Source organism: Pseudomonas capeferrum, assembly GCF_013523055.1.
Lineage (GTDB): Bacteria > Pseudomonadota > Gammaproteobacteria > Pseudomonadales > Pseudomonadaceae > Aquipseudomonas > Aquipseudomonas capeferrum_A.
Genome location: NZ_JAAMQM010000001.1, coordinates 174,363 through 198,214, shown reverse-complemented (window position 1 = coordinate 198,214; position 23,852 = coordinate 174,363). Strand labels below are relative to the sequence as shown.

19 protein-coding genes and 2 pseudogenes are annotated in these 23,852 nt (G+C 60.3%); 19 read left to right on the top strand and 2 right to left on the bottom strand.

Annotated elements, in window-relative coordinates; translation table 11 throughout:
* The first annotated feature begins 1 nt into the window (after position 1).
* From G7009_RS00935 to G7009_RS27575, 6 genes and pseudogenes are all read left to right on the top strand, one after another.
* Entirely contained in the window at positions 2-2,665 is a 2,664-nt protein-coding gene (locus tag G7009_RS00935) for a phage tail tape measure protein (RefSeq protein WP_181128099.1), read from the top strand.
* Positions 2,665-3,003, top strand: a complete 339-nt coding sequence (locus G7009_RS00930; RefSeq protein ID WP_181128098.1) for a phage tail protein — start codon at positions 2,665-2,667, stop codon at positions 3,001-3,003. The genes G7009_RS00935 and G7009_RS00930 overlap by 1 nt, the downstream gene beginning before the upstream one ends.
* 9 nt (positions 3,004-3,012) lie before the next feature.
* Positions 3,013-3,762, top strand: a complete 750-nt coding sequence (locus G7009_RS00925; RefSeq protein WP_181128097.1) for a phage minor tail protein L — start codon at positions 3,013-3,015, stop codon at positions 3,760-3,762.
* A gap of 2 nt (positions 3,763-3,764) precedes the next feature.
* Positions 3,765-4,520, top strand: coding sequence for a C40 family peptidase (locus G7009_RS00920; RefSeq protein WP_181128096.1), 756 nt, complete (start codon positions 3,765-3,767; stop codon positions 4,518-4,520).
* A gap of 92 nt (positions 4,521-4,612) precedes the next feature.
* Entirely contained in the window at positions 4,613-4,873 is a 261-nt protein-coding gene (locus tag G7009_RS00915; protein WP_181128095.1) for a DUF2513 domain-containing protein, read from the top strand.
* A gap of 777 nt (positions 4,874-5,650) precedes the next feature.
* A pseudogene (locus G7009_RS27575) lies at positions 5,651-5,799 on the top strand (tail assembly protein); the annotation flags it as partial.
* 53 nt (positions 5,800-5,852) lie between these two features.
* On the opposite strand, the pseudogene G7009_RS00910 reads toward G7009_RS27575, so the two are convergent.
* A pseudogene (locus G7009_RS00910) lies at positions 5,853-6,398 on the bottom strand (IS3 family transposase); the annotation flags it as partial.
* 54 nt (positions 6,399-6,452) lie between these two features.
* Between G7009_RS00910 and G7009_RS00905 the strand changes: the two are divergent.
* From G7009_RS00905 to G7009_RS00860, 10 genes are all read left to right on the top strand, one after another.
* On the top strand, positions 6,453-7,049 hold the full coding sequence (locus G7009_RS00905; RefSeq protein WP_181128094.1) for a hypothetical protein: 597 nt from the start codon (positions 6,453-6,455) through the stop codon (positions 7,047-7,049).
* A gap of 398 nt (positions 7,050-7,447) precedes the next feature.
* The gene (locus G7009_RS00900; protein ID WP_181128093.1) at positions 7,448-8,065 is read left to right on the top strand and encodes a tail assembly protein; all 618 of its coding nucleotides are present in this window, start codon (positions 7,448-7,450) and stop codon (positions 8,063-8,065) included.
* Positions 8,066-8,123: 58 nt separating this feature from the next.
* Positions 8,124-15,794, top strand: a complete 7,671-nt coding sequence (gpJ, locus tag G7009_RS28320) for a TipJ family phage tail tip protein (RefSeq protein ID WP_181128092.1) — start codon at positions 8,124-8,126, stop codon at positions 15,792-15,794.
* Positions 15,791-16,168 carry a hypothetical protein gene (locus tag G7009_RS00890; protein WP_181128091.1) on the top strand — a complete coding sequence of 126 codons (378 nt, stop codon included), beginning with the start codon at positions 15,791-15,793 and terminating at the stop codon, positions 16,166-16,168. Before gpJ ends, G7009_RS00890 begins: the two co-directional genes overlap by 4 nt.
* Positions 16,152-16,325: a hypothetical protein gene (locus G7009_RS00885; RefSeq protein WP_181128090.1), complete on the top strand. Its 174-nt coding sequence runs from the start codon at positions 16,152-16,154 to the stop codon at positions 16,323-16,325. The genes G7009_RS00890 and G7009_RS00885 overlap by 17 nt, the downstream gene beginning before the upstream one ends.
* A gap of 77 nt (positions 16,326-16,402) precedes the next feature.
* Positions 16,403-16,633, top strand: coding sequence for a hypothetical protein (locus G7009_RS00880; protein ID WP_181128089.1), 231 nt, complete (start codon positions 16,403-16,405; stop codon positions 16,631-16,633).
* Positions 16,634-16,697: 64 nt separating this feature from the next.
* The gene (locus G7009_RS00875) at positions 16,698-17,186 is read left to right on the top strand and encodes a glycoside hydrolase family 24 protein (protein ID WP_181128088.1); all 489 of its coding nucleotides are present in this window, start codon (positions 16,698-16,700) and stop codon (positions 17,184-17,186) included.
* Positions 17,183-17,680, top strand: coding sequence for a DUF2514 domain-containing protein (locus G7009_RS00870; RefSeq protein ID WP_181128087.1), 498 nt, complete (start codon positions 17,183-17,185; stop codon positions 17,678-17,680). Before G7009_RS00875 ends, G7009_RS00870 begins: the two co-directional genes overlap by 4 nt.
* A gap of 329 nt (positions 17,681-18,009) precedes the next feature.
* The gene (locus G7009_RS00865) at positions 18,010-18,267 is read left to right on the top strand and encodes a hypothetical protein (protein WP_181128086.1); all 258 of its coding nucleotides are present in this window, start codon (positions 18,010-18,012) and stop codon (positions 18,265-18,267) included.
* A 726-nt stretch (positions 18,268-18,993) separates the two neighbouring features.
* Positions 18,994-19,671 (top strand): cyclodeaminase/cyclohydrolase family protein, encoded by a 678-nt coding sequence (locus G7009_RS00860; protein WP_181128085.1) that lies wholly within the window; start codon positions 18,994-18,996, stop codon positions 19,669-19,671.
* Between the two features lie 52 nt (positions 19,672-19,723).
* On the opposite strand, the gene aroD is transcribed toward G7009_RS00860, so the two are convergent.
* On the bottom strand, positions 19,724-20,629 hold the full coding sequence (aroD, locus tag G7009_RS00855) for a type I 3-dehydroquinate dehydratase (RefSeq protein ID WP_181128084.1): 906 nt from the start codon (positions 20,627-20,629) through the stop codon (positions 19,724-19,726).
* Positions 20,630-20,969: 340 nt separating this feature from the next.
* Between aroD and G7009_RS00850 the strand changes: the two genes are divergently transcribed.
* The 3 genes from G7009_RS00850 to G7009_RS00840 are packed head-to-tail and all read left to right on the top strand — an operon-like array spanning position 20,970 to position 23,736.
* Positions 20,970-21,719, top strand: coding sequence for a GntR family transcriptional regulator (locus tag G7009_RS00850; protein ID WP_181128083.1), 750 nt, complete (start codon positions 20,970-20,972; stop codon positions 21,717-21,719).
* Between the two features lie 2 nt (positions 21,720-21,721).
* Positions 21,722-23,446 (top strand): fumarate reductase/succinate dehydrogenase flavoprotein subunit, encoded by a 1,725-nt coding sequence (locus G7009_RS00845; RefSeq protein ID WP_181128371.1) that lies wholly within the window; start codon positions 21,722-21,724, stop codon positions 23,444-23,446.
* A 44-nt stretch (positions 23,447-23,490) separates the two neighbouring features.
* Positions 23,491-23,736 carry a 4Fe-4S dicluster domain-containing protein gene (locus G7009_RS00840; protein WP_042552539.1) on the top strand — a complete coding sequence of 82 codons (246 nt, stop codon included), beginning with the start codon at positions 23,491-23,493 and terminating at the stop codon, positions 23,734-23,736.
* Positions 23,737-23,852 lie beyond the last annotated feature (116 nt).

The window sequence follows — 23,852 nt, the reverse complement described above, 5'->3', positions numbered from 1 at the left end:
AATGACCACCATTGCCGAACTCGGGATCCGGATCGATTCCAGCGATGCCGTCAAGGCGGCAGCCGATCTCAAAAATCTCATCGCTGCGGCCAGGCGCGGTGAGGAGGCGGCGCGCCAGACCGGCGTCGCCTGGGATTGCGCCCTGGGCAACACGCAGGGCAACACCCTGCAGATGATTCAACAGTTTCAGGAGCTCGGCGCCAGGCAAAGCGAGCTGGCGCAGCAGATGGCGACCGTCGGGCACGCGATCACGCTCGCGTCCGGCGCGTTCGAAAACGCAGCGTCAAACCTGGCAGCCTTCAAGACCGGCGCGGATCAGGCAGGGACCAGCCTGCTCGGAATGGCCCAAGGCGCCAACACCGCCGCCGATCTCGTCAAGCATGCCATGGGCGCCGCCGACGCCTTTGGCGTAACTTCAACGTCATTGTCGCTGGGGCTCGGTACGGCCGCCGTCGCGGCGAGCGCCGCGCTAGGTACCCTTGCCTACGGGTACAGCCAGGGCAGCAAGGAGGCTGACGCATACAACCAGGCGCTTGTCCTGACCGGAAACTACGCCGGTACGTCCGTGAACGCGCTGGGCGAGATGGCTGCGCGTGTCAGCGCCGTCAACGGTACCGTAGGCACCGCTGCCGAAGTCCTCGCCAAACTGGCGGGCACGGGCAAGATCACCGAAGTCAGTTTCGAAAACATCGCGAACGCCGCCGTGGCGATGGAGGGCGCCACGGGCAGGTCCGTCGACGCCACGATCGCCGAGTTCGTCAGAATCGCCGATGACCCGGTGAATGCGGCGAAATCGTTGAACGACCAGTATCACTTCCTGACCGCGTCGGTCTACTCGCAGATCGTGGCGCTCAAGGAGCAGGGCAACGAAATCGGCGCGACCCAGCTGCTGACCGATGCCTATGCCGCATCCGTGCAGAGCCGTGCCGGGCAAATCACCGCTAACCTGGGCATCGTCGAAAAAGGGTGGAACGGTATCAAGAGCGCCGCCTCCGGCGCTCTCGACGCCATCTCGAATATCGGGCGGCAGACCACCCTGGCTGAGCAGATTGCCGAGCTGGAGGCGAAGCTGACCGATCCGCTTTCCTATTCGACCCTACCCATTTGGGGCGCAGACAATCCCAATCTGCGGAAGCTTGCTACTACTCGCGAGCAGGACGAAGAGCGGCTTCGTACCTTGAAGATGAATCAGAAGGAGCAGGAAGGAACAGACAGGCACACCGCGCAAACCAAGCGTCAGGAACAGGCTGCCATCAATGGTGCCCAGCTGATAGCGAGGGAGGCTTCTCTTGCCCTTGACGAAGGCGAGAGGCTGAGCGCGCGCCTGGAGGCCGTTCGCCAGGCACGTGTCGACAACGTTGCCAAGCATAGCTTCAGCCGTGAAATGGAAGAGCAGTATGCTCGGGCCGAAAAATCGCTGGAAAACCAGATCGCCAGGATGAACAAGGTAAAGCGCGGTAGCGGGTCGAGTGTCCCCTCCAGGATCTCCATCGATCAGGGTAATGCTCCGGGCAGGATCGCTGTCGGAGACACCAACCGTCAGAACGTCCCGCGCAGCCACGAGCCTCCTGCCCAGAAGTCACAGCAGGAACTGGACGCCGAAGCCGAAGCGTATACCGAGCAATTCAAGCGTCAGCGCGAGGCGCTCGCGGCATCGGGTACTCGTGCGGCGCAGGCCTTGGGCATGGGCGACCGCCAGAGCGGTCAGCAGGGTCTTCTCGACAGCGCGTCCGATCGCTTCAGGGACGAGCGCGCAAGGCTCCAGGGTCGCCGGAATTCGAACGCTGAAAAATACACTCCAGAAGAGTACGAACGCGATCTGAGCATTCTCAAGCAGGCCGAAGACAGTTATCGAGACACGCTTCTCGATAACTATAAAGAGGTCTCCGAAGCCCAAGGTGACTGGCGCAACGGCGCCTCATCGGCCTTCCAGAATTATCTGGAGCAGGCCCGGGACGTGGCTGGCCAGACCCAATCCCTGTTCACCAGTGCCTTCGGCTCGATGGAGGACGCGATCTTCAACTTCGCCATGACGGGCAAGTTTTCGTTCGCCGACTTCACCAAGTCGATCCTGACCGACATGGCCCGGATCGCGACGCGGCAGGCCGCCTCCGGTCTTCTGTCGGGCATCGCGAACATCGCAAGCACCGCGTTCGGCGCATGGTTCGGCGGTGGCGGCACCGGCGCGATCGGCACTGGCGGTACGACGGGGGCCGGCGGGTTCGATTTCGGTTTGGGCCAGGCTTCGGCTGGCATGACGTACACGCCGACCTATTCCAGCGGCGGTTATACCGGCGACGGGGGCAAGTACGACCCGGCCGGCATCGTGCATGCGGGTGAATTCGTGCTTCGCCGGGAAGTGGTCAGCCAGCCGGGCATGCGCCACTACCTGGAGAACCTCAATGCGCGCGGCTACGCCGACGGTGGGCTGGTAACGCCGCTTTCGGTGCCTTCGCAGATCTCGGCGGGCACGGGCGCCGCCATTCACGTCAGCACGACCGTCAACGTCGGTGCCCAGGCGCCTGTCGGGCAAGGCATGGCGCTGGACCAGCAGTCGTTGCAGCAGAACATGGAGAAGCAGATGAAAGCGGCAGCGGACAGAGCCGTGGCCGATTCGTGGCGACCGGGCGGCGTAAGCCACCGAAATACCCTGGGGAGGCGCTGATGGCGATCGAGAACTTTCACTGGCCCACCGAGCGTGGCGCAACGGCCGACATCCAGTACCGCACACGAGAAGCGAAGTTTGGCGGCGGTTACCGGCAGGTGGTGGGCGACGGCCCCAACAACAAGGAAGACAGTTACCCCATCACGCTGACCGCGACCAAGGCCATGACTCGGGAAATCATGGCCTTCCTCGATCGCCATGGCGGAGCGAGGGCATTCCTCTGGACAACACCACTGGGCGATTTCGGCCTGTTCACGTGCAGCGATCCCAAACCTACACCCATCGGAGGAGGGCGGTTCAAGTTGACCGCCACCTTCGAGCGGGCATTCCACCCGTAAGGAGCCACCATGTCACTGATCAAGGATATCCAGATACTGGAACCTGGCAGCGAGGTGCTGTTGTTCGAGCTGGACGGCTCGGACTTCGGTGCCGATGTCCTGCGCTTTCACGGGCACGCCATCCCGCACTCACCCGAGGAACTGGCCGCCGCCAGCGCCGCCGCCGACCAGCTACCCGCCAGATCGATCTGGTGGCAGGGCAACGAGTACAGCGCCTGGCCGATGCGGATCGGCGGCATCGAGGCCAACTCTGACGGTACCGCGGTGCGACCCACGCTTACGGTCGGTAACGTCGGCGGCAGGATCACGGCGCTGTGCCTGGCCTTCGACAACCTGCTGGAGTTCAAGCTGACGATGCGTCACACCTTGGCGCGCTACCTGGATGCAACCAACTTCCCAGACGGAAACCCCGAGGCCGATCCCAGTGAGGAGGCAATCGAGGTCTGGTACATCGACCAGAAGGTGTCGGAGAGCGGCACCACGGTCGCCTGGGAACTGGCCAGCCCTGGCGATGTGGGCGGCGAAACCATCGGCCGACAGATGACCCAGTTGTGTCACTGGGCGATGACCGCCGGCTACCGCGGACCAAACTGCGGCTACACCGGACCGGCCCACGACCTGGACGGCAACCCGACGGACGACCCGGCAAAGGACCAATGCAACGGTTGCCTGGACTCGGGCTGCGTCGTCCGGTTCGGTCAGGGCAACCAGGTACCCTTCGGCGGCTTCCCGGCCGTTTCCCTGATCGCACGGAGCTGATCATGCGCAAACACCTCCTTGCCGCCATGCAAGCGCACGCCGCGGCGGACTACCCGCGCGAGTGCTGCGGCCTGCTGCTGGCGGCAGGTCGCAAACAGACGTATTTTCCCTGCGCCAACACGGCGACCGACCCTGCCGAAGAATTCCGGATCTCCCCCGAGCACTATGCGGCGGCGGAGGACCAGGGCGAGGTGATCGGCATCGTGCACTCGCACCCTGACGCCACCAGCAAGCCATCGCCGCGGGACCTGGCCATGTGTGAAGCCACCGGGTTGCCCTGGCATATTCTCTCCTGGCCCGAGGGCGATCTGCGCAGCATCACGCCGACCGGTCACACCCCATTGCTGGGACGGCCATTCGTGCACGGTGCCTGGGACTGCTGGCAGGTCTGCGCGGACTGGTACCGGCGGGAATGGGGCCTGGAGTTCCCGGCTTACGCCAGGGACGAAGGCTGGTGGGAGAAGGCCGATGGCCCGAGCCTGTACGAGCAGGCCTACGAGGCCGCCGGCTTCCACCCCGTCGACCAGCCCCGGCGCGGCGACCTGATCGTCATGGCCGTAGGGCGTACGGCGCACCCGAACCATGCCGGCATCTACCTTGGATCCGACGTGCGGTTACCGGAGGAACGGGTCGAGGTCTTTGGCCCGGGTCCGTTCCTGCTCCACCACCTGCTCGGCAGGCCCTCGGAGATCATCGTGTTTGGTGGCCCGTGGCTTGACCGAACACGGCTCGTGCTGCGGCATCGGCATGCGCGATGAAGCGGCTTGGCCGATCGATGGCGTTCCTATTCATGCTAGATCCAGACAGGCGCATCCGCATGGACGCCTGACATCATGTCCAGGAGGTTCAAATGAAAAGAGACTGGGACCTGGTCCGCAAGATCCTGACCGACGTCGAGGCGTTGCCGGATCTCGACTCCACGCTTCGGCCCGAGGATGTGCAAGGCTTTCGGCAGGACGAAGTCTCGTACCACCTCTACATGCTGCAACAGGCGGGCTTCCTCGAGTCGACTGTCACTGACTACATGGGGGAGGGTGTCTATTGCATCGCTCGACAACTGACATGGGAGGGGCAGGAGCTGTTGTCCAAGCTTCGTGAGGAAGGTGGTTGAAGCGAAGGAAGTGAGGGGTCTGATCCTGGCCTGTGGCCTGGCGCTTTGGATGACGGCGGGATGCTCGGCGATGACATCGTTAGAGCCGGTCGTTTGAATGGGCGTGCGGTCGATCCAGTTGCGCCCACGCTTGCTGGAGTTCCGGCTGAGCCTAGAGTCGAATTTTTTCGGAAAGGCGAGAGTTTCGAAATGATCGGACGCGCTGTGGTGCTGCCTCATCAAGAATGCCAAGTGGTACATTTCGGGTTTCAAGGGAGAGATCATATGAGGATTCTGATTGGAGCAGTGGGGCTGGCAATGCTGGCGGGGTGCTCTACAACGCCCGTCCCGCTGGGCCAGGCGCAGCAAGTGCCAAGAGATCGTGTTTTTATCCATCAGTCTGCACCTGCCGAGGCATTTGGTACAATCGTTGTGGCTCGCGATACCGGTACGCTGGGCGGGGGATGCTTTCTCGCTGTATACGTGGATGGAGAGCTCGCGGCTCGAATTGATACGGGCGAAGTAGTCAAGTTCAAGATGCCTACTGGCGATCACCTAGTAGGGATGGGAATTGATAAGCAGGGGAGCGGATTGTGCAGCATGACGAACATGCTAAAAGAGCAGTCCGTGATGCTCGGAGGCGGACAAACAAAGCTATTCCGAATAGGCGGCGACTCCCAAGCGGGGCTGGACATTAGGCCTAGCTCCTTTTAATTCGATCAGCACACGCCGCCTTCGGGCGGCTTTTTTATGTCCGGAGCAAACATGGGAGCTACATCGGTGCACTACGAGCCTATGTTCGCGATTTTCCGGAACAGCAAGAACGTCGGGCAGGAAGAGTTTGATCGAGGGGGAACCAAGGAGATACGCATTGTCCCTGTGATCGGGGAAGCAAGCGGGGTGGAGTGTTCCAGACGGTCATAGGGGCAGTCTTGATAGCAGCAGCTCTGAGTGGGCAGCTATTTCGTGCCAGGCAACCCAGTTTCTCCATATGTAGTGGTCAACTGATCCCGGACACTGTATTAAGTTTTTCCTCGGCGACCGCAGGCGATAGACCTCCATTGAACTGATGCGGTCGCCGCCAGTTGTACTGCTCCATCAGGAACCGACCGATATCCTGTTTCGCCAACGCAGCGCTCATATAGCCCACCGTCGGTATCCATTCTGTTTTCAGACTGCGAAACAGCCGCTCCATCGGCGCGTTGTCATGGCGGTTGCCGCGCCGGCTCATGCTCTGTTTAAAGCGGTATCGCCATAGCCTCTGGCGGAAACTTCGGCTGCCTTATTGGCTGCCCTGATCGCTGTGGAACAGCACATTTTGAGGTCGGCCACGTTGCTCATAGGCAATGTCCAGCGCCTTGATCACCAGGTCGGCGTCGGGCTTGGCTGAGAACGCCCAACCCACTACCCGGCGCGCATAAAGGTCGATTATAGCCGCCAGATAGTGCCACCGACCCTGAGCCCAAACGTACGTGATATCACCGCACCAAACCTCATTTGGGGACGCAACGGTGAACTCCCGATCAAGCACGTTCGGGATATCGGGCCAGCATGGACAAGCTCCTTACGCGATGTGGCCTGCAGCATCATGTGGCGGCACATGCCCAAGTCGTCGCGCACGGTCTATCGCGGTAGCAATCAAATCGAAGCCGAATCCCGCCTGGGCGGGTTTTTGGTGCTCTATTTCGTTTACACTCAGATCTTCTTTACAAAGATAGGGGGGAGGATGGACTACAAGAATCTTTCACTTGAAGAAGGGAGTTCGCTGTCGATCAAGGCGCTGGGGTCTCAGAATCCAGCCGAGGTTAAGCGTTTGATTGACTCTTGCCTTATTGAAACCAACGAGACAGCCGGTCTCCAATACCTCAACACTACCTGCATGCTTAACAGAGTGGCAGGTGTGTTTGAGCTGGAAATGAGAGGTCTCGCGCTGAACATGTCGAGAAAAATTTCAGATGAAAACGCTGACTTTCTAGGCAAGAGCCTTGATCAAATAGAGGCAGCGAAGGCGGCCTGGGAAGGATGTTGTGGTCAGCATGGGCTGACACTCGCTGAGCTGATCGCAACAGTTGGGGAGTATCCGCCGATCCGAAACATGCTTTCCACTGGTTTGTCGGCTCGACCAGAGCTTGTTGATCGCTGGACAGAACTGTTTCGTGTTGCGGCGACTGAAGGTTTCGGGGAGCATAGACATTGATGTCCTTTTCTCGCATCGTTTTGGTAGGTTTAATCGGCTGTATGTCTGGATGCTCTACTGCTGGGCTCGAAAGCGACCCGCCTGCCATGGTTGTCGAATCATCGAAAAATCCAAGACAGTTCATTCAGTGTCTCGGCCCCAGATGGCAAGCAATAAATCCTTCAACAAACGTAATGGAGGATGGGAGTGGCTACAGAGCTTCCGTATCAAATGCCTTTACGGGAGCTGTTGCTCTAGCAAAAGTTCAGCCATCAGAGCAAGGGTCAAAGGTTTCTGTTTATTTACCTCTGGATTGGTCAGGAACCAGTGGATGGAAAAAAGTGGCCACCGACTGTATCTGAGTAACCGTCCAAAAAAGCCGCCGTCAGGCGGCTTTCTGCTTTCTGGAGAATGAAGAAATGCTCACAGCAGCTCACTACAGCTATCGCACGGAAATAAAACTTGTCGGACGAATGTGGCGTAGTCTGGAAAAGTTTCACTATCGTGTTTTGGATACTGGAAGCACCAAAGAAGTATTCAAAGCGCTGGAGGTCACGGTGGATGGATTCAAAGAAGAGGTCATCCGACTAGCCAGCCTTGGAATGCGATTTGCCATTTTTAGGAACGGTAAGAATGTTGGCGAGAAGGAATTCGCACTAGGTGGCACCAAAGAATTGAAAATTATCCCAGTGATTTCTGGAAGCAAGAGAGCCGGCTTGCTCCAGACTATCGTTGGGGCAGTCATGATTGTCGCCGGGGTAGTCATAAGCGGCATGTCTTTTGGCGCCGCCGCTCCGATTGGTTCAGCGCTGATAGCTGGCGGTATAGGTGCGGTGGCAGGTGGCGTCATTCAGATGCTTAGCCCCCAGGTTGGCGGCTTAGCTCAGAGCGCCGCACCTGAGAATCTGCCAAGTTATGCGTTTGGCTCAGCCAAGAACACCACCGCCAGCGGCAACCCCGTCCCGATCTGCATCGGCAAGCGCCGCTGGGGCGGAGCGATCATTTCCGCCTCGATCGAGGCGCAAGACAAGGCCTAGGGGCCAATTCAGCGAAACCAGCCGTCTCCGGGCGGTTTTTTTTTGCTTGGAGGAAAGTATGGGCGCAGCACCTCACCTGGAAATCACTGGCGCCAAGGGCGGCGAGAGCAAGCCGAAAACTCCCGTCGAAGCACCGGACAGCCTGCAATCGACCAACATCGCCAAGCTTCTGTTGGCAGTGGGCGAAGGTGAATTCGACGGTACGCCAACCGATCGCGACATCTACCTGGACAACACGCCGATCATGGATGACAGCGGCAATGTCAACTTCCCGGGCGTGAAATGGGAATGGCGCTCTGGCACCGTCGAGCAGGAGTACATCCAGGGAATTCCCGCCGTGGAGAACGAATCCTCCGTCGGGGTCGAACTGCGCAGCGACAATCCGTTCACGCGCGCCCTGAGCGATACCCAGCTCTCCGCCGTGCGCGTTCGCATGTCGTGGCCGCGCCTGGTCCAGCAGGACCGCAACGGCAACACCAACGGCTACCGCATCGAGTACGCCATCGATATCGCCACCGACGGCGGCGCCTATGTCGAAGCGCATCGCGGCGCCGTGGACGGCAAGACTAACAATGGCTACCAGCGCTCCGTGCGTGTCAACCTGCCGAAAGCCGCCTCCGGCTGGATGATGCGTGTCCGCCGTATCACGCCGAATGCCAACAAGGGCACCATCGCCGACACGATGACCATCGCCGGCTACACCGAGATCATCGACCAGAAACTGCGCTACCCGAACACCGCGCTGCTGTACATCGAGCTCGATGCCCAGCAATTCCAGAGCATCCCTGCGGTGACTGTCGACTGCAAGGCCAAACGCTGGCCTGTGCCGAGCAACTATGACCCGGTCAGCCGCACCTATACCGGCGTCTGGGACGGCACCTTCAAGCAGGCCTGGACCAACAATCCTGCGTTCGTGACCTATGGCGTGTGCGTCGAGGACCGCTTCGGCCTGGGCAAGCGCATCAAGTCGTGGATGGTCGACAAGTGGGAGATGTACCGCATTGCCCAGTTCTGCGACCAGTCCGTGCCGAATGGCGTAGGTGGGATGGAGCCGCGCTTCCTGTGCGACATGAACCTGCAGGGCCGTGCCGAGGCCTGGACGCTGCTGCGCGATCTGTCGGCGATTTACCGGGGCATGGTGTATTGGGCTCATGGTTCGCTGTTCATGCAAGCGGACATGCCGCGCGCCCAGGACATCGACTACGTCTTCACCCGCGCGAACGTCATCGATGGCGAGTTCGTGTATGGCGGGGCCGAGCGCAACACCCACTACAGCCGCGCCCTGGTCAGCTACGACAACCCGGCCAACAACTACGACACCGACGTGATCCCGGTCACCGACCTAGCACTGCAGCGCCGGTACCGCGATCGCCCGATCGAGATCTCGGCCATCGGCTGTACCCGTGCGTCCGAGGCCCAGCGCCGCGGCAAGTGGGCGCTGCTCAGCAATAGCCAGGACCGCACGGTGACCTTCAAGACCGGCATGGAAGGGCGTATTCCGCTGCCGGGTTACGTCATCCCCGTCGCTGACGAGCTGGTGGCCGGCCGTCCGAACGGTGGGCGAATCTCGGCGGCAGCCGGTCGAGTGGTCACTTTGGACCGCGACACGCCGATCAAAGCCGGCGACCGCCTGATCCTGAACCTGCCCAACGGCACTGCCCAGGCCCGCACCGTGGAATCGGTGAGCGGCCGTGCCGTGACCGTGACCACGGCCTACGGCGTTCAGCCGGAGCCTGAATTGCAGTGGGCGATCGATTACGAAGACCTGGCGGTTCAGCTGTTCCGGGTATTGAAAACTTCGCGCACCGCCGAGGGCGATTACGAGATCACCGCGCTCGAGTTCAACCCAAGCAAGTTCGCGGCGATCGATACCGGCGCCAAGCTCGACGAGCGTCCGATCAGTGTCATCCCTGTAACCACCGTGCAGCCGCCGACGAGCGTGACCCTGTCGTCGACACACATGATCGACCAAGGGATCGCGATCAATACAATGACCATCGCCTGGCCAGCCGTCGAAGGGGCCGTGGCCTATGACGTGGAGTGGCGCAGGGACAACGGCAACTGGATCCGTCAGCAGCGCACCGGAGCGACTTCCATCGAAGTGACCGGCATCTACGCTGGTGGCTACCTTGCACGTGTACGTGCCGTGAGCGCCTTCGATATCTCGTCGACCTGGAAGAGCTCGATCCTCACCCAGCTGACCGGCAAGGAAGGGCTGCCGCCCGCGATCACCAGCCTGACCACCGAAAGCCTGCTGTTCGGCATCGGCCTGAAGTGGACTTTTCCACCAGGTGCGGAAGACACCCAGCGCACGGAGATCTGGTACGGCGAGGGAGCTGCCCTGGAGAGCGCCGCCAAGCTGACGGACCTGGCCTACCCGCAATCCGAACACGTCATGCAGGGGCTGCGCGCGGGACAGCGGTTTTTCTTCTGGGCACGCCTGGTCGACCGATCCGGCAACATCGGCGCGTGGTTCCCCGCGGACGGCACGCTTGTTCCTGGCATGGCCAGCGCTGACGCCGGTCCCATCCTCGAGCAGATCAAGGACCAGATCACCGAGAGCGAGCTGGGCAAGGAGCTCACCAGCAAGATCGAGAAGATCGAGCTCATCGATGGCAGCGGCCCGGGCTCGGTCAACGAGCGGGTCGGCCTGACCAAGACCGAGCTGGCCAAGCAGATCAGCGACGTGAACAACTCGCTGACCACCACCAAGAACGCCCTGCAGCTCCAGATCAGTGGAGTGAGCCAGGACGTCAGCGACGCCAAGTCCGAGCTGCAGCAGCAGATCACTGCCGTGTCGACGCTGGCGGGCTCCTTGCCGTACCGCAAGGACAAGACCTACGGCATCAATCAGAGCGCCCTCGGCGCCGACGGCAAGCTGTACCAGGCCCTAAAAGTGGTACCGCTCAACACGCCACCGCCGAACACCACCTACTGGACCGACGTCGGCCAAGCCATCGTCACGGCCAGCGGTACCGCCGCGCGCGTGTCGAAGGTCGAAACCGACGTCAGCACCCTGGACGGGAAGACCACGGCACAGGCCACGCAGATCAATGGTCTGCAAGCCAGTCTGACCACCACCAATGGGAATGTGGCCAAGAAAGCCGACGCCTCGGTGGTCGACAGCCTGACCGTCCGCATCTCGGTCGCCGAGGGCAAGCTGACGTCCGAGGGCAAGCGCATCGACGGCCTACAGACCAGCCTGGATGGCAAGGCCAGCTCGACCGCGCTGCAGCAGCTCAGCAGCAAGGTGACCGCGACCGAGCAGAAGGATATCGCCCAGGACCAGCAGATCAACTCGCAGAGCCAGGCGCTGACCTCGCTGACCGATGCCGTGAGCAAGAAGGCCGAAGCGTCGACCGTCCAGGTCTTGAGTAATGAGGTCAAGCAACAGGGGCAGGACCTGACGGCGCAAGGGCAATCGCTGACCCGGATCGATGCGGCTTTGCCGAACGCCGGCAGTGAGAACATCCTGTTCAACCCGTCGTTCGACAAGGTCAATCCTGGCGACGCGACACTTGCGGATGGGTGGGGCGTTACTCCCTCCTCTGGTGTCACCGCGACTCGCTCGCTAGTGACATCAACGCTGGATCCGGCAGGCAAGGCACAGCGCGTGGAGGCGTCCGGACTGGCAGGTGCCAGCAGCTACGTGGATCTTGCCCCCTTCATTGCGCGGCGCGCTCCTGGCTCCCAAGGGCAGGTCTATACCTTGTCTTCCTATGTCAGGGGCGGCACGGGCCTTTGGTACCAAATGTTTGTTCAGGCGCGCAATGCCGCCGGGATAACGCTGTATACAGGAGCGACAGCGGGAGGCGCTATTGTCTTGTCGGCGGACTGGCAGCGGGTCAGCTTCACTACCGTTGAACTGCCCGCTGACGCGGTCACTGTAGGGGTGATCTTCCGTCTGCGCACGCCTGGTTCGGCTGCCTCTGGTGGTTTCATGGAAGTGGACCGCGCCCAGCTGGAACTCGGGTCTACCGTTACTGGCTGGCGCGACAATGGGCAGGCGAACATCGAGGCCGCCGCTGCCAACACACAGGCAACCACGGTGCTGACCGGCCGTGTCGAGAAGACCGAGCAGGGACTGGCAGCGAACAGTACCCAGGTCACCCAGCTCGGTAGCCGTCTGGATACCACAAACCAGAACGTCTCCAACGCCCAGAGCGCGGCTCAGGCTGCATCTGATCTTGCTGGGAGCAAAGGCAAGGTCTTGGTCCAGTCCACCGCTCCGGCCGCGGTCGACCGCTTGTTACAGAACTTGTGGATCGATACCACGGGCAACGCTAACACACCGAAACGATGGAGGGGGTCCGCCTGGGTCGCGGTTACCGACAAGGTGGCCACCGATGCAGCGGCAGCAGCTGCAAGTGCCCTGGCGGAGGTTGCCAAGAAAGCGGACGCATCTGCCCTGCAAACCCTGGGTACTACCGTCAGCCAACTGGGGAAGGACACCACTGCTCAAGGGCAGTCGATTACCGATATCCATGCGTCGCTGTCGACGGCTGGTGGAGAGAACCTGCTCTACAACCCTTCGTTTGAAAGAGGACTATCATTCGATTCCTCTCTTGCCGACGGCTGGCTGGTTAGCACTCAAGCGACGGTAGCGACCTCGATCGTCGACTCGACCCTGGACGCAAAAGGCAAGGCCCAAAGGCTGGATATGACCAACCTGACTGCCGGAACAGGGGAGCGCTTCGCTCATATGGGGCCGCGAACTTATGCGCTTATGCCCAAAATTATCCCTGGGCAGGTCCTCGCTGCTTCGGCTTACGTTCGAGGTACCGCCGGACTCCTTGTGCAGCTGTACACTCAGGCGCGTAGCGCAGCCAATCAAAACCTTGCGAGCTACGGGCCCTTTAACCTGGTCCTGGACGGAACGTGGCAACGGGTGACGCTCGTTTCCGCAACCTTCCCCCAAAACGCAGCGTCCGCCAACATGATCCTTGGCGCTCGCTCTGCACCCGGTAGTACATTGACAGCTGGCTTTGTGGAATGGGATCGAGCGCAGCTGGAGATCGGGAGTGTCGTTACAGGATGGCGGGACAACAACACCCTGACAGATGTCGATATCGCTGCAAATGCTACCGCCACTACAGCCCTGACTGGTCGCGTCTCCCAAACCGAACAGGGTTTGAGCAGTGCATCAAACCAAGTCACCGAGCTGAGCAACAGCATCGGAGACGTCGGCGGCGAAAACCTGTTTTACAACCCAACCTTCAATAAGCACCCGAAACTCGAAGGGCCGGCGGAGGGCTGGGAGCTCGAAGGGCCGGCGACTGTAGCGGAGGAGCGACTCGTCACCTCCTGGATCAACTCCGCAGAAAAAGCCCATCGAGTATCACTAACAAGGGCCACTTCCGGCACCGTGTACAAGTCGATTAGAACCATCGGCGATAAACGGATCTCTGTGGCGGCAGGGCAGACCGTGACTGCGTCCGCATATGCGCGCCGTGGTGGCGACCCTATGAGCATGCGGATATTAATTCAGTGGTTCAACAGCGCTGGCGCAGTCCTTAGCGCGCCGAATTCACTGGCCAGCCCGTTGACTACTACCGGTGACCGGCTGCAATTCTCAGCTGTGGTACCAACTGGTGCAGTCAAGGCGCATGTCTACTTTCGGGTCTATGGGCCGTCGTCGACTGCATCTAACGGCGTCATCGAACTGGCCAGGCCGCAAGCAGAGTATGGAAGCCGAGCTACCGGCTGGCGCGACAACGGCCAAGTGGCGGCGGCCCAGCATACCGAAACTTCTGCAGCAGTGGATTCGTTGTCCTCGGCCGTCTCGCAGCATGGCAATACGCTGTCGAGCGTCAGCGGGCGGACCACCAGCCTTGAGAACGGCCTAACCACCACAAATGGCAATGTGGCCACGGCTCAGAGCGCTGCTCAGGCGGCTTCAGATCTGGCAGGAAGCAAGGGCAAGGTCTTCTATCAGTCAATCGCTCCAGCTATTGCTGATCGCCTGACGCAGAATCTATGGATCGATACGACCGGGGGTGCCAACACGCCGAAGCGGTGGAGCGGCTCGGCCTGGGTTGCTGTGACAGACAAGGTGGCCACCGATGCATCCGCAGCCGCCCAGTCGGCATTGACGCAGGTGGCCACCAAGGCATCGGCTTCGTCCGTCGATGCCCTGACGCAGCGGATAACCACGCAGGAGGGTGTCACCACCAGCCAGGCTGAGAGCCTTGTCTCGCTCAAAGCTGCGATCGAGGGTGTAGCGCCCTTTACCGGGTCTCCCGCATCCTGGGAATTCATCGGCAGCCTGAACGGGTTCGTCGTAAACGTGCAAGGCGGAAGCCCTACACTGACGGCAAACCCCGCATTCGCCCGAATCAACGGCGCCGGCATGCTGCGCAGGAGCGGATTCAGCGTCGATGGCACCATTTACCCGCTGGTACGGATCCGGATGCGTCGAAGCTTTACTGGCCGAGCCACCGGATCATTCTATTGGGGAAACCAGGAGGGCGGACTTGCAGAGGCTCGAAGAGTCAATTTCACGATCGACACGAGCACGATAGATTGGCAGACGATCGAGGTTGACCTCTCCGGGCATTCGGGATGGGACGGGAAGACTATCAAGGATTTCCGCATCGATATGACGAACTCGGGCGACGCGTCCGCCGTCATCGATGTGGCGTATGTCTCGATTGGCAACAAGACCCCGGCAGGATCGGCCAGCGCACTCAGTTCGACCCAAGTCTTAGTCGAGCAGCAGGGCGTGACGCTCACCGCTGAAAGCAAGCGCATCGATACCCTTGGCACCTCCGTGGGCAACACCAGCGCAGCGGTGCAAAACGAAGTAAAAGCCAGGTCTGATGCCGATTCGGCACTCAGTACTCGGATCGATACGGCCCAGGCTGCAGCGGGCAGTGCCAGCACCGCGGTGCAGAACGAGGCCACGGCTCGCGCCAATGCTGACGCTGCGCTCGGTCGCCAAGTGGCGACGGTGCAGGCTAATCTGGGCAATACCAACGCCTCGGTTCAGCAGATCGCTACAGCACAGGTCAACTTGAACGGCAGGGTCAATGCGCAGTACACCATGCGCGTCCATGCCAACGACCACTTGGGCGTCCATCACTGGGCGGGGTTTGGCATCGGCATTGACAACAGTTCCGGTACTATTCAATCCACCTTTGCGGTGTATTCAGACCAGTTCGCGATCCTCAACTCGAATGGCGGTGGCCTGTCTTCGCCGTTTGCTGTCGTCGGCAACCAGACATTCATTTCGGATGCCTACATTCGAAGCGCCAGTATCACTGCCGCTAAAATCGCTGATGCCAGTATTAGCCGAGCCAAGATCGAAAATGGTGCCATCAGTGCCGCCAAGATTGGTATTGCTGAAATTGACACCCTCCGCATCCGTGGCAATGCGGTGACTGTCCCTGTATCTGCAAATAACCCTAATACGGCAGTGGGTGCAGGAGAAAACCAGTGGAAGGAGCTGATCGCAGTGACCGTGCAAATGGATGAGGGGGGTTATATCTTGGCTCAGTTCGGATGCTATCAAGGGTTTGGCAGTGGCATACGCAAATATCACTTTCAGATGATGATCAACGGACTGTTGCTGGCCCAAGGCGGTGGGGACTGGGCAGATGGATTCCCCAATCTGCTTGGATCCATTGGTGTGGCTGCTGGTACTTTCGTTATCAGCGTGAGGTGGTGGGGAGAAAACCCTGGCGTAAGAGTACAAAACATGACGCTGTATGCATTGGGGGCCAAAAGATGAGCATGGTGTGTTTGGCTGCATATGACAGTAAAGGCGCCATTGCCTCTACTTCATGCGGCCCGGAGGAAACAGCACTGGCGACCTTGAGACTGAACTCTGGTTTGCCTTACATTGAAACCCAGAGTGCTGCCTTCCATGATGCGCATTATGTGCTAAATGGAAAGCTTGAAAATCGACCTGAAGGTCCTGCTTATCTTGATGGTCTCACCTTGAAAGGGGTGAAGACAGGTTCCAGGGTAACTATAGAGGGCGTCGAATATACGGCGGATGGCTCAGACCTTGAGTTGGAGTTCACACTGCCAGGAATCTATGCAGTGGCGGTAGAACTTTGGCCCTACAAGAAACAGGAGTTTATAGTTGAAGATAAAACATAACAGCGATCACGCTAAAGCTAGAGCTGCTCAATACCCCCCTATTGAAGAGCAGCTGGATATGCTCTGGCACGCAATGAACAATGGGGTTCTTCCCAAGGCAGGGCCTTTTTATACCACACTGCAAAAGGTCAAGCAGTTACACCCGAAAGTAACTTGATACCCAGGTCTCCTTGAATTCGCTACAAATCCTACGCCCGCCGCATGCGGGCTTTTTCATGTCCCGGAGGACACGCAATGCCTTATGTAGTCATCAACACCACCAACCCATACGACCCTGAAAACCAGACGCGTTACGCTACCCAGACGGAAGCCGACGCCCGCGCACGGCAGATCCTGAACCAGTTCCCGACAGCCCAGGTCTCCACCGCCCAGGTGCTCAAGGACTACAGCGCCAAAGTATCCATCACCGCGAAAGATCCCGCCGAGCCGATGGCTGAACCGGAAACCGAGGCCCCTGCCGCCTGATCCACCGGCCTGTTGTACTTCCAGGCCCGCATCCCGCGGGCTTTTTTTCGCCTGGAGAAAACCTATGGCTCGACTCACCGTGCCTCAAGCAGGCAGCGCGCGCGCACTTCTGTTCCTTGACCTGATCGCCTACTCGGAAGGCACTTCGGCCATCGAGGCCAGCGATGATGGGTACAACGTCCTGTACGGCGGCGGCCTGTTCACCGGGTACCGTGACCATCCCCGCTTGCGCCTGACATTCCCCATCAACGGCAAGCCGGTCACCAGCACGGCAGCCGGCCGGTACCAGTTGCTTGAGCGTTACTGGAATGCCTACCGCCATAGCCTGCGCCTTGAAGGCGGCTTCACCCCAGAGAACCAGGACCAGGTGGCGCTGCAACAGATCCGCGAGCGCCGCGCCCTGGAGGACATCAATGCCGGACGCATCAAGGAGGCTATCCGGAAGTGCTCGAACATCTGGGCCAGCTTCCCCGGCAACACCTACGGACAGAATCCGCACAAGGTCGAGAAGCTGCTGGCGCGCTACCAGTGGATGGGCGGGGTAATGGCGTGAACGGCTGGCCACGCCTCGGCCTGGCGGCACTGGTGCTGGCGTCCTGCTGGGGCGCCTACCAGCATGGGCGATCCGTCGAGCGCGCCGAGTGCGCGACGGCATCGGCACAGCGCGACAGCGAAGACAGGCTGGCCGAGGTGTTGGGCGAGCGTGATGCCCGGCAGGAAGAACAACGACGCGCTCAGGCGCAGGAGGAGGCGAGAGCCCATGCACGACAGGAACACCAGGTGGCTGATGCTGGCTCTGCTGGCGCCGATGCTGCTGGCCAGCGGCTGCACAACGACGCCGCCAAACTCGCCGCCACCGTCGGTTGCCCCGCCATGGATACCACCGCTATCGCCCGAGGCCAGGCAGCCACCCGCGCCGCCATGGTGCTCTCCGACCTGCTCGCACGGGCTGATGAACGAGCGGGAGAACTGGCGCAAGCATATGACCGAGCCCGGATAGCTGGAAAACAGTGCGAACACGAGCATGGCTCGCTAACCCCCCGTTAAGTGGCAGCGCTGCAAAAGCCGGACTTCCCTTGAGGTCGAGGGGGCAAGCCTATTCGCAGACCCATGAGCGCTCAAGAGCTGCCTTTGAACAAGCCGCTCCGCGCTGGGCTTCATCTACAGGTTCAGCGAACGTGGCAAGCTCTTGTGCCAATGTAATCAAGTCGTGAGGACTTGAGCGAGCTAGCGCTGGGTTTCCATCCGCACTGGGGACCCATCAGCCTGCACTCGATTATCGACGCATTCTGCCCGGCGGTCCGATATAACCCTTTTGGCGCGCAGGCGGCGCACACTCGATGCAGCTCAGGACTTCTGAGCATTGTGAGGTGTGTATGGTTACTGGCAAAAGCTTTACCGATATCGACGCGCCAAGCGACAAGCCAAGTGAAGAGTCAGAATGGCTGGCTGGAAAGGACGAGGATGAAAACAGCGGCGGGGGAGTGCAACGCTCCAGGCCAGAAGACCGCGACGACTACATCGACAGCCAGGTACGCAAAGAAGACGATAAGCGTCCCGGCCCTCCCGATCCTTCCAGGGCCTCCAAGGCCGAGCGATACAGCTACCTTTCCGGCCGTTCATTGAAGCCGTGATTCGGCGGCGCTAGCAGGCCGCCGCTAGGCCTTGAGCCTCGAAATGACGCCCAGCCCCGCGCTGGGCTTTTGCACGTGCTGTCGCGTATTCGGATTTCCCGTAAACTGCTCGGCTTTTCCGCCATTCAAGGACTGAAGCCGTGGTAGCCAATCACACCGTCACCTGCCCCCACTGCATGAATGAAGTGCCATGGGGCGCCCATGTATGCCGAGGCTGCCAGGCCGAAATCCAATACGGCACGCCACGGGGTGTCACAGCCTTCTTCATGATCGTATGCCTGATGGCAGGCTGGTATGCCGCAAAGGTAGTTCGCCTTTACATCACGGATCATTCGGCAGTGCTCTGGGCCGTGTTCGCGATTGTCTTTGTCGCGTTTGCCTCGGCCGCCAAGAAGTTCTGCAGCCGCCGATATGCGGGCAAGACGATGTTCAGGCGTTTCTACCGTAAATAGGCGATGCATTGACACAAAAGGCGCAGGCGTCGAGGACGACCGCTGCGCAAGCCGTGTATGGCTTAAATCCATTGCATCGATAGTTGCCTCTCTCTATGCCGTCCTGCCGAGGTTCGGGCGCCACCTTGTCGCGAAAAACTTCGAACCACTGGCGTAGGCTTCGGCCGAGCTCTATCGTATTCCATGAAGGGAAGTACTCTCTATGTACCTTCTGGACTGAAACCCAGCGTTCGCGATGACGCGTGCAGATCAGGCAATCGGGCGCATAGGGGGCATGACAGGAGCGTTGCCGGCGACAGAGACATCGCTCTGGCCACGCAGGGCCGCGAACAACCTTGTTGAAAGCGAACCACGTCAACAACCATCGATGGAGCGCGGGCCAATGAGCGTATGGTCGTCCACTCTTGAAGCGTTCCGCAATCAGGTAGCCGCGATTGCTCCGGTGCCAAGCGGCGGCGCCACCGCCTGCGTGTGCGCGAGCCTTGGCTTGGCGCTGCTGCTCATGGCGCTGCGCAATGCCAATGAAAAAGAGCCGTTGGCGGAGCGCGAAAAAACCATCATCGAAATCGAAGGGCTAGCCCCTGTGCTCGCCGAACAGGCGGATAACGATGTTCGAACCTTCGAGGCCTACGTGAATGAGGTTTCCGGTGATTCGAATGGCCACAGTTCGAAGACGATCATGGATGTGACCTTGGCCGCTATCACAGGGGCACGATCGTGCTGTACCGGCCTAGAGATGGCCGAGCGCGGTCTGAGCCAGGTCTTGCCCTACATGCGAAGCGATGTCGTCGCAGCGGCGTTGATCATGCATGCCAGTCTTTGCGCGCTACTGATCAATGCGAAACAGGATGCCGAGCAACTCGATTCGCCCCAGGACCAAGCCGAGCTCGGCCAGGTCATCGCACAGTTGCAAACGCAAGCTGACCAACTTCTGAAGAGAATTGGTCGCTAGCGTTTTACGGGGAATACCGACTGGATGCCCTATCACTCGAGTCTACGGACGCTCACTTACCACCGTTCACCGAAGCGTGAATCACCCCTAGCACCTGACGCAGTTGGCCCACCTCGACCTGGCCAGGCGCGGAAGGCTCGCCGATCATCCCAAAGGTCAGATCGCTACCGAAGACCTCTCCCGAAAGACGCGAGATGGCACCCAGCCCGCCCATGGACATGTTCAGCTGTGGCTTCTGCGAGTAATCGGCGCGCACCTGCGCCGAGGCATCGAGCAACCTGATCACATCCGCCGGGCTCTTGGGCATGACGGCGATCTTCAGCACATCGGCTCCCATGGCGTCCTGCTTGCGCAGGCGCGCGACGATTTCCTCCGTAGAAGGAGTGCCCTTGAAATCATGGCTGGACATGACGACCTTGACGCCGGCCTGGTGGGCTTCGGTCACGACTTCTTGGACCATGCGTGGATCGCGGAACATTTCCACGTCCAGCAAATCGATGAATTTCTCCTTGATCAACGCTTTGTAGAGCGTGCCGTAATCATCATCGGCGATCGCTTTGACCCCGCCTTCGGCCTGGGTCCTGAACGTCAGGATCAGCGGCTTGCCGTGTACGGCCTCGACGACCTGCTTCCCGAGCGCGGCGATCTTGCCCGGGTCGGTGGCGAAATCAAGGTAGTCGATGCGGAACTCGATCAGGTCGACATCCGGATTGGCACCGATGGCGCGTGCCTGGGCGAGGACTTGTTCGGCGGTCGCCCCAGTGGTCGGTACGATGGTCTTGGGAGCACCCTGACCAATGACGGTGTTGCGTAGGGTAATCGGCTGCGCGTGGCGCATGTTCACCTCGATCGCGGCTGCGCTTGTGGGATTCGCGGCCATGGCGGCAGGAATGCTGGCGAGCGTCACAGGACTGGCAAGCAGAGCGGAAATGGCAAGCTTCAGGAGACGGTTGTTCATAGGATGGAGCTCATGTCCTAGCAATTGGAGGGGCAGAAAGGGCACTGCGCCGATCAAGTCAATGGTTCGGTGCGCGATCTTGGCCTGCACATCAGGCATTCGCATGTCATCTATATTCTTTGCCGAATGTGCCATCGCGGCGTCGTAATGTATCCCGAGGCAAAGCGGCAGCCAAGGCCGGATCCATGGACACCTCAATGTCGTCCGAGTGCTCAAGCGCCGTAGTCGTCCTGCGAATACCCACCATATGCTTATTCAATAAAGGTATTTCAACCCTGACTGCTTATTCGATATCTTCAAGTCATTACTTGTTATGACAAGTTGATCGAAAAGGATCCTCATGGCTCAGTTGCTTCCATTCTCACCCGTTCCGCTCTATGGCCAGCTCAAGGAGCTGTTGCGGTCTCGAATCCTCGACGGCACCTACCCCCCGCAAAGCCGCATGCCCTCGGAGAACGAGCTCGGTCAGGCCCATGGGGTCAGTCGTATTACCGTGCGCCAGGCCCTGGGAGACCTGCAGAAGGAAGGGCTGATTTTCAAGATTCACGGCAAAGGCACCTTCGTCGCCAAGCCCAAGGCTTTCCAGAACGTCAGCACGCTTCAGGGGCTGGCGGAATCGATGGGGCAGATGGGCCATGAAGTGCTCAACAAGTTGATCGGCCTGCGCCATCTCCCGGCCTGCGCGCGCGTTGCCGAGCGCCTGCAGGTCACCGAGGGCAGCCTTGTCACAGAAATCCGTCGAGTGCGCCTGATCAATCGTGAGCCCGTGTCCCTGGAGATCACCTGGCTGCCGCAGGGCCTGGGCGAGAAACTGGAAAGGGCCGACCTGGTCACCCGAGACATCTTCCTGATCCTGGAAAACGACTGCGGAATCGCGCTGGGTCACGCCGACCTGGCCATCGACGCAGTGCTGGCCGACAGCGGCCTGAGCGATGCGCTCGGCGTGGAAGAGGGCGCGCCGATCATGCGGATCGAACGACTGACACATACCGCAGAAGGTAAGCCGCTGGATTTCGAACACCTCTACTACCGCGGCGACGCCTTCCAGTATCGCCTGCGGATCGACCGACACAAGGGCGCCCACTCATGAGCATCGATACCCTGGAACAGGAATACGACATCGTCATCATCGGCGGCGGCACCGCCGGCCCCATGGCCGCGATCAAGGCCAAGGAGCGCAACAAGGCATTGCGCGTGCTGCTGGTGGACAAGGCCAACGTCAAGCGCAGTGGCGCGATCAGCATGGGCATGGATGGCCTGAACAACGCCATCGTGCCCGGGCACGCCACGCCCGAGCAGTACACCAAGGAAATCACCGTGGCCAATGACGGCATCGTCAACCAGGCCGCGGTGTACGCCTATGCCACCCACAGTTTCGAGACCATCGAGCAGCTCGATCGCTGGGGCGTGAAGTTCGAGAAGGACGAGACTGGCGACTACGCGGTGAAGAAGGTGCATCACATGGGCGCCTATGTCCTGCCGATGCCCGAAGGGCATGACATCAAGAAGGTGCTGTATCGCCAGCTCAAGCGTGCTCGGGTCGATATCACCAACCGTCTGGTCGCCACTCGCCTGCTGACCGATGGCGAAGGCGCGGTCAATGGCGTGATGGGTTTCGACTGCCGCACTGCCGCCTTCCATGTGATCAAGGCCAAGGCGGTGATTCTCTGCTGCGGTGCGGCGGGGCGTCTCGGCCTGCCAGCCTCCGGCTACCTGATGGGCACCTACGAGAACCCCACCAACGCCGGTGATGGTTATGCCATGGCCTACCATGCGGGCGCCGAACTGGCGAACCTCGAGTGCTTCCAGATCAATCCGCTGATCAAGGATTACAACGGTCCTGCCTGCGCCTATGTCACCGGCCCGCTGGGCGGCTACACCGCCAACAACAAGGGCGAGCGCTTCATCGAGTGCGATTACTGGAGCGGCCAGATGATGTGGGAATTCCACCAGGAGCTGGAAGGCGGCAATGGCCCGGTATTCCTCAAGCTCGATCACCTGGCCGAGGAAACCATCCAGGACATCGAGGAGATCCTGCACAGCAACGAGCGGCCGAGCCGTGGTCAGTTTCACGCGGGACGTGGCACCGACTATCGGCAGGACATGGTCGAGATGCATATCTCCGAGATCGGCTTCTGCAGTGGCCATAGCGCTTCCGGCGTATGGGTCAACGAGAAGGCGGAGACTTCGGTCAAGGGCCTGTATTCGGCGGGCGACATGGCCGCGGTGCCGCACAACTACATGCTCGGCGCATTCACCTACGGCTGGTTCGCCGGCAGCAACGCGGCCGACTTCGTCGCCGAGCGTGAGTACGGCGCGCTCGATCAAGCGCAGATCGACGCGGAACGAGCACGGGTGTACGCGCCGCTGGAGCGTGAGCATGGCCTGCCGCCTGCCCAGGTGGAATACAAGTTGCGCCGCTTCGTCAACGACTACCTGCAGCCGCCGAAGGTCACCAAGAAGATGGAGATCGGCCTGCAGCGCTTCGCGGCCATCGAAGCGGACCTGGCGCAGATCAAGGCCGACAATGCACACGAGCTGATGCGCGCCATGGAAGTCAGCGTGATTCGTGATTGTGCCGAAATGGCGGCGCGGGCTTCGTTGTTCCGCAAGGAAAGCCGCTGGGGGCTGTACCACCACCGAGTCGATCACCCGGAGCGCAACGATGCCGAATGGTTCGTCCATTGCCATCTGAAAAAGGACGAACACGGCGCGATGACCAGTTTCAAGAAAGCGGTCGAGCCCTACCTGATTCCTCTGGATGACGAAGAACAGCAGGCCTACAACCGGCTGCGAGTGAAAACCGAAGCCGCGTGATGCCACGCCACAACGAGAGCCGCAGGCTCCAAGGACACCGTGATATGGCCTTCCAACCCCAGGAAATCCTGTTCCGCAGCAACGCGCCCGTGACCATCGATGAAGACAAGTGCATTGCCCACAAAGGCTGCACGGTGTGCGTCGATGTGTGCCCGATGGACTTGCTGGCGATCAACCCGGCAACGCAAAAAGCCTACATGGCCTTCGACGAATGCTGGTACTGCATGCCCTGCGAGAAAGACTGCCCGACCGATGCGGTCAGGGTCGAGATTCCCTATCTGTTGCGCTGACATGCGGTAAACCGAACACCACCGACCGATGCTGCTGCGATCTTTCCAAGCAGGACGACAGCCGCACACGCGACCCGCCAACCGGCCGACCACCGGACGCCTGATACGACACCCCT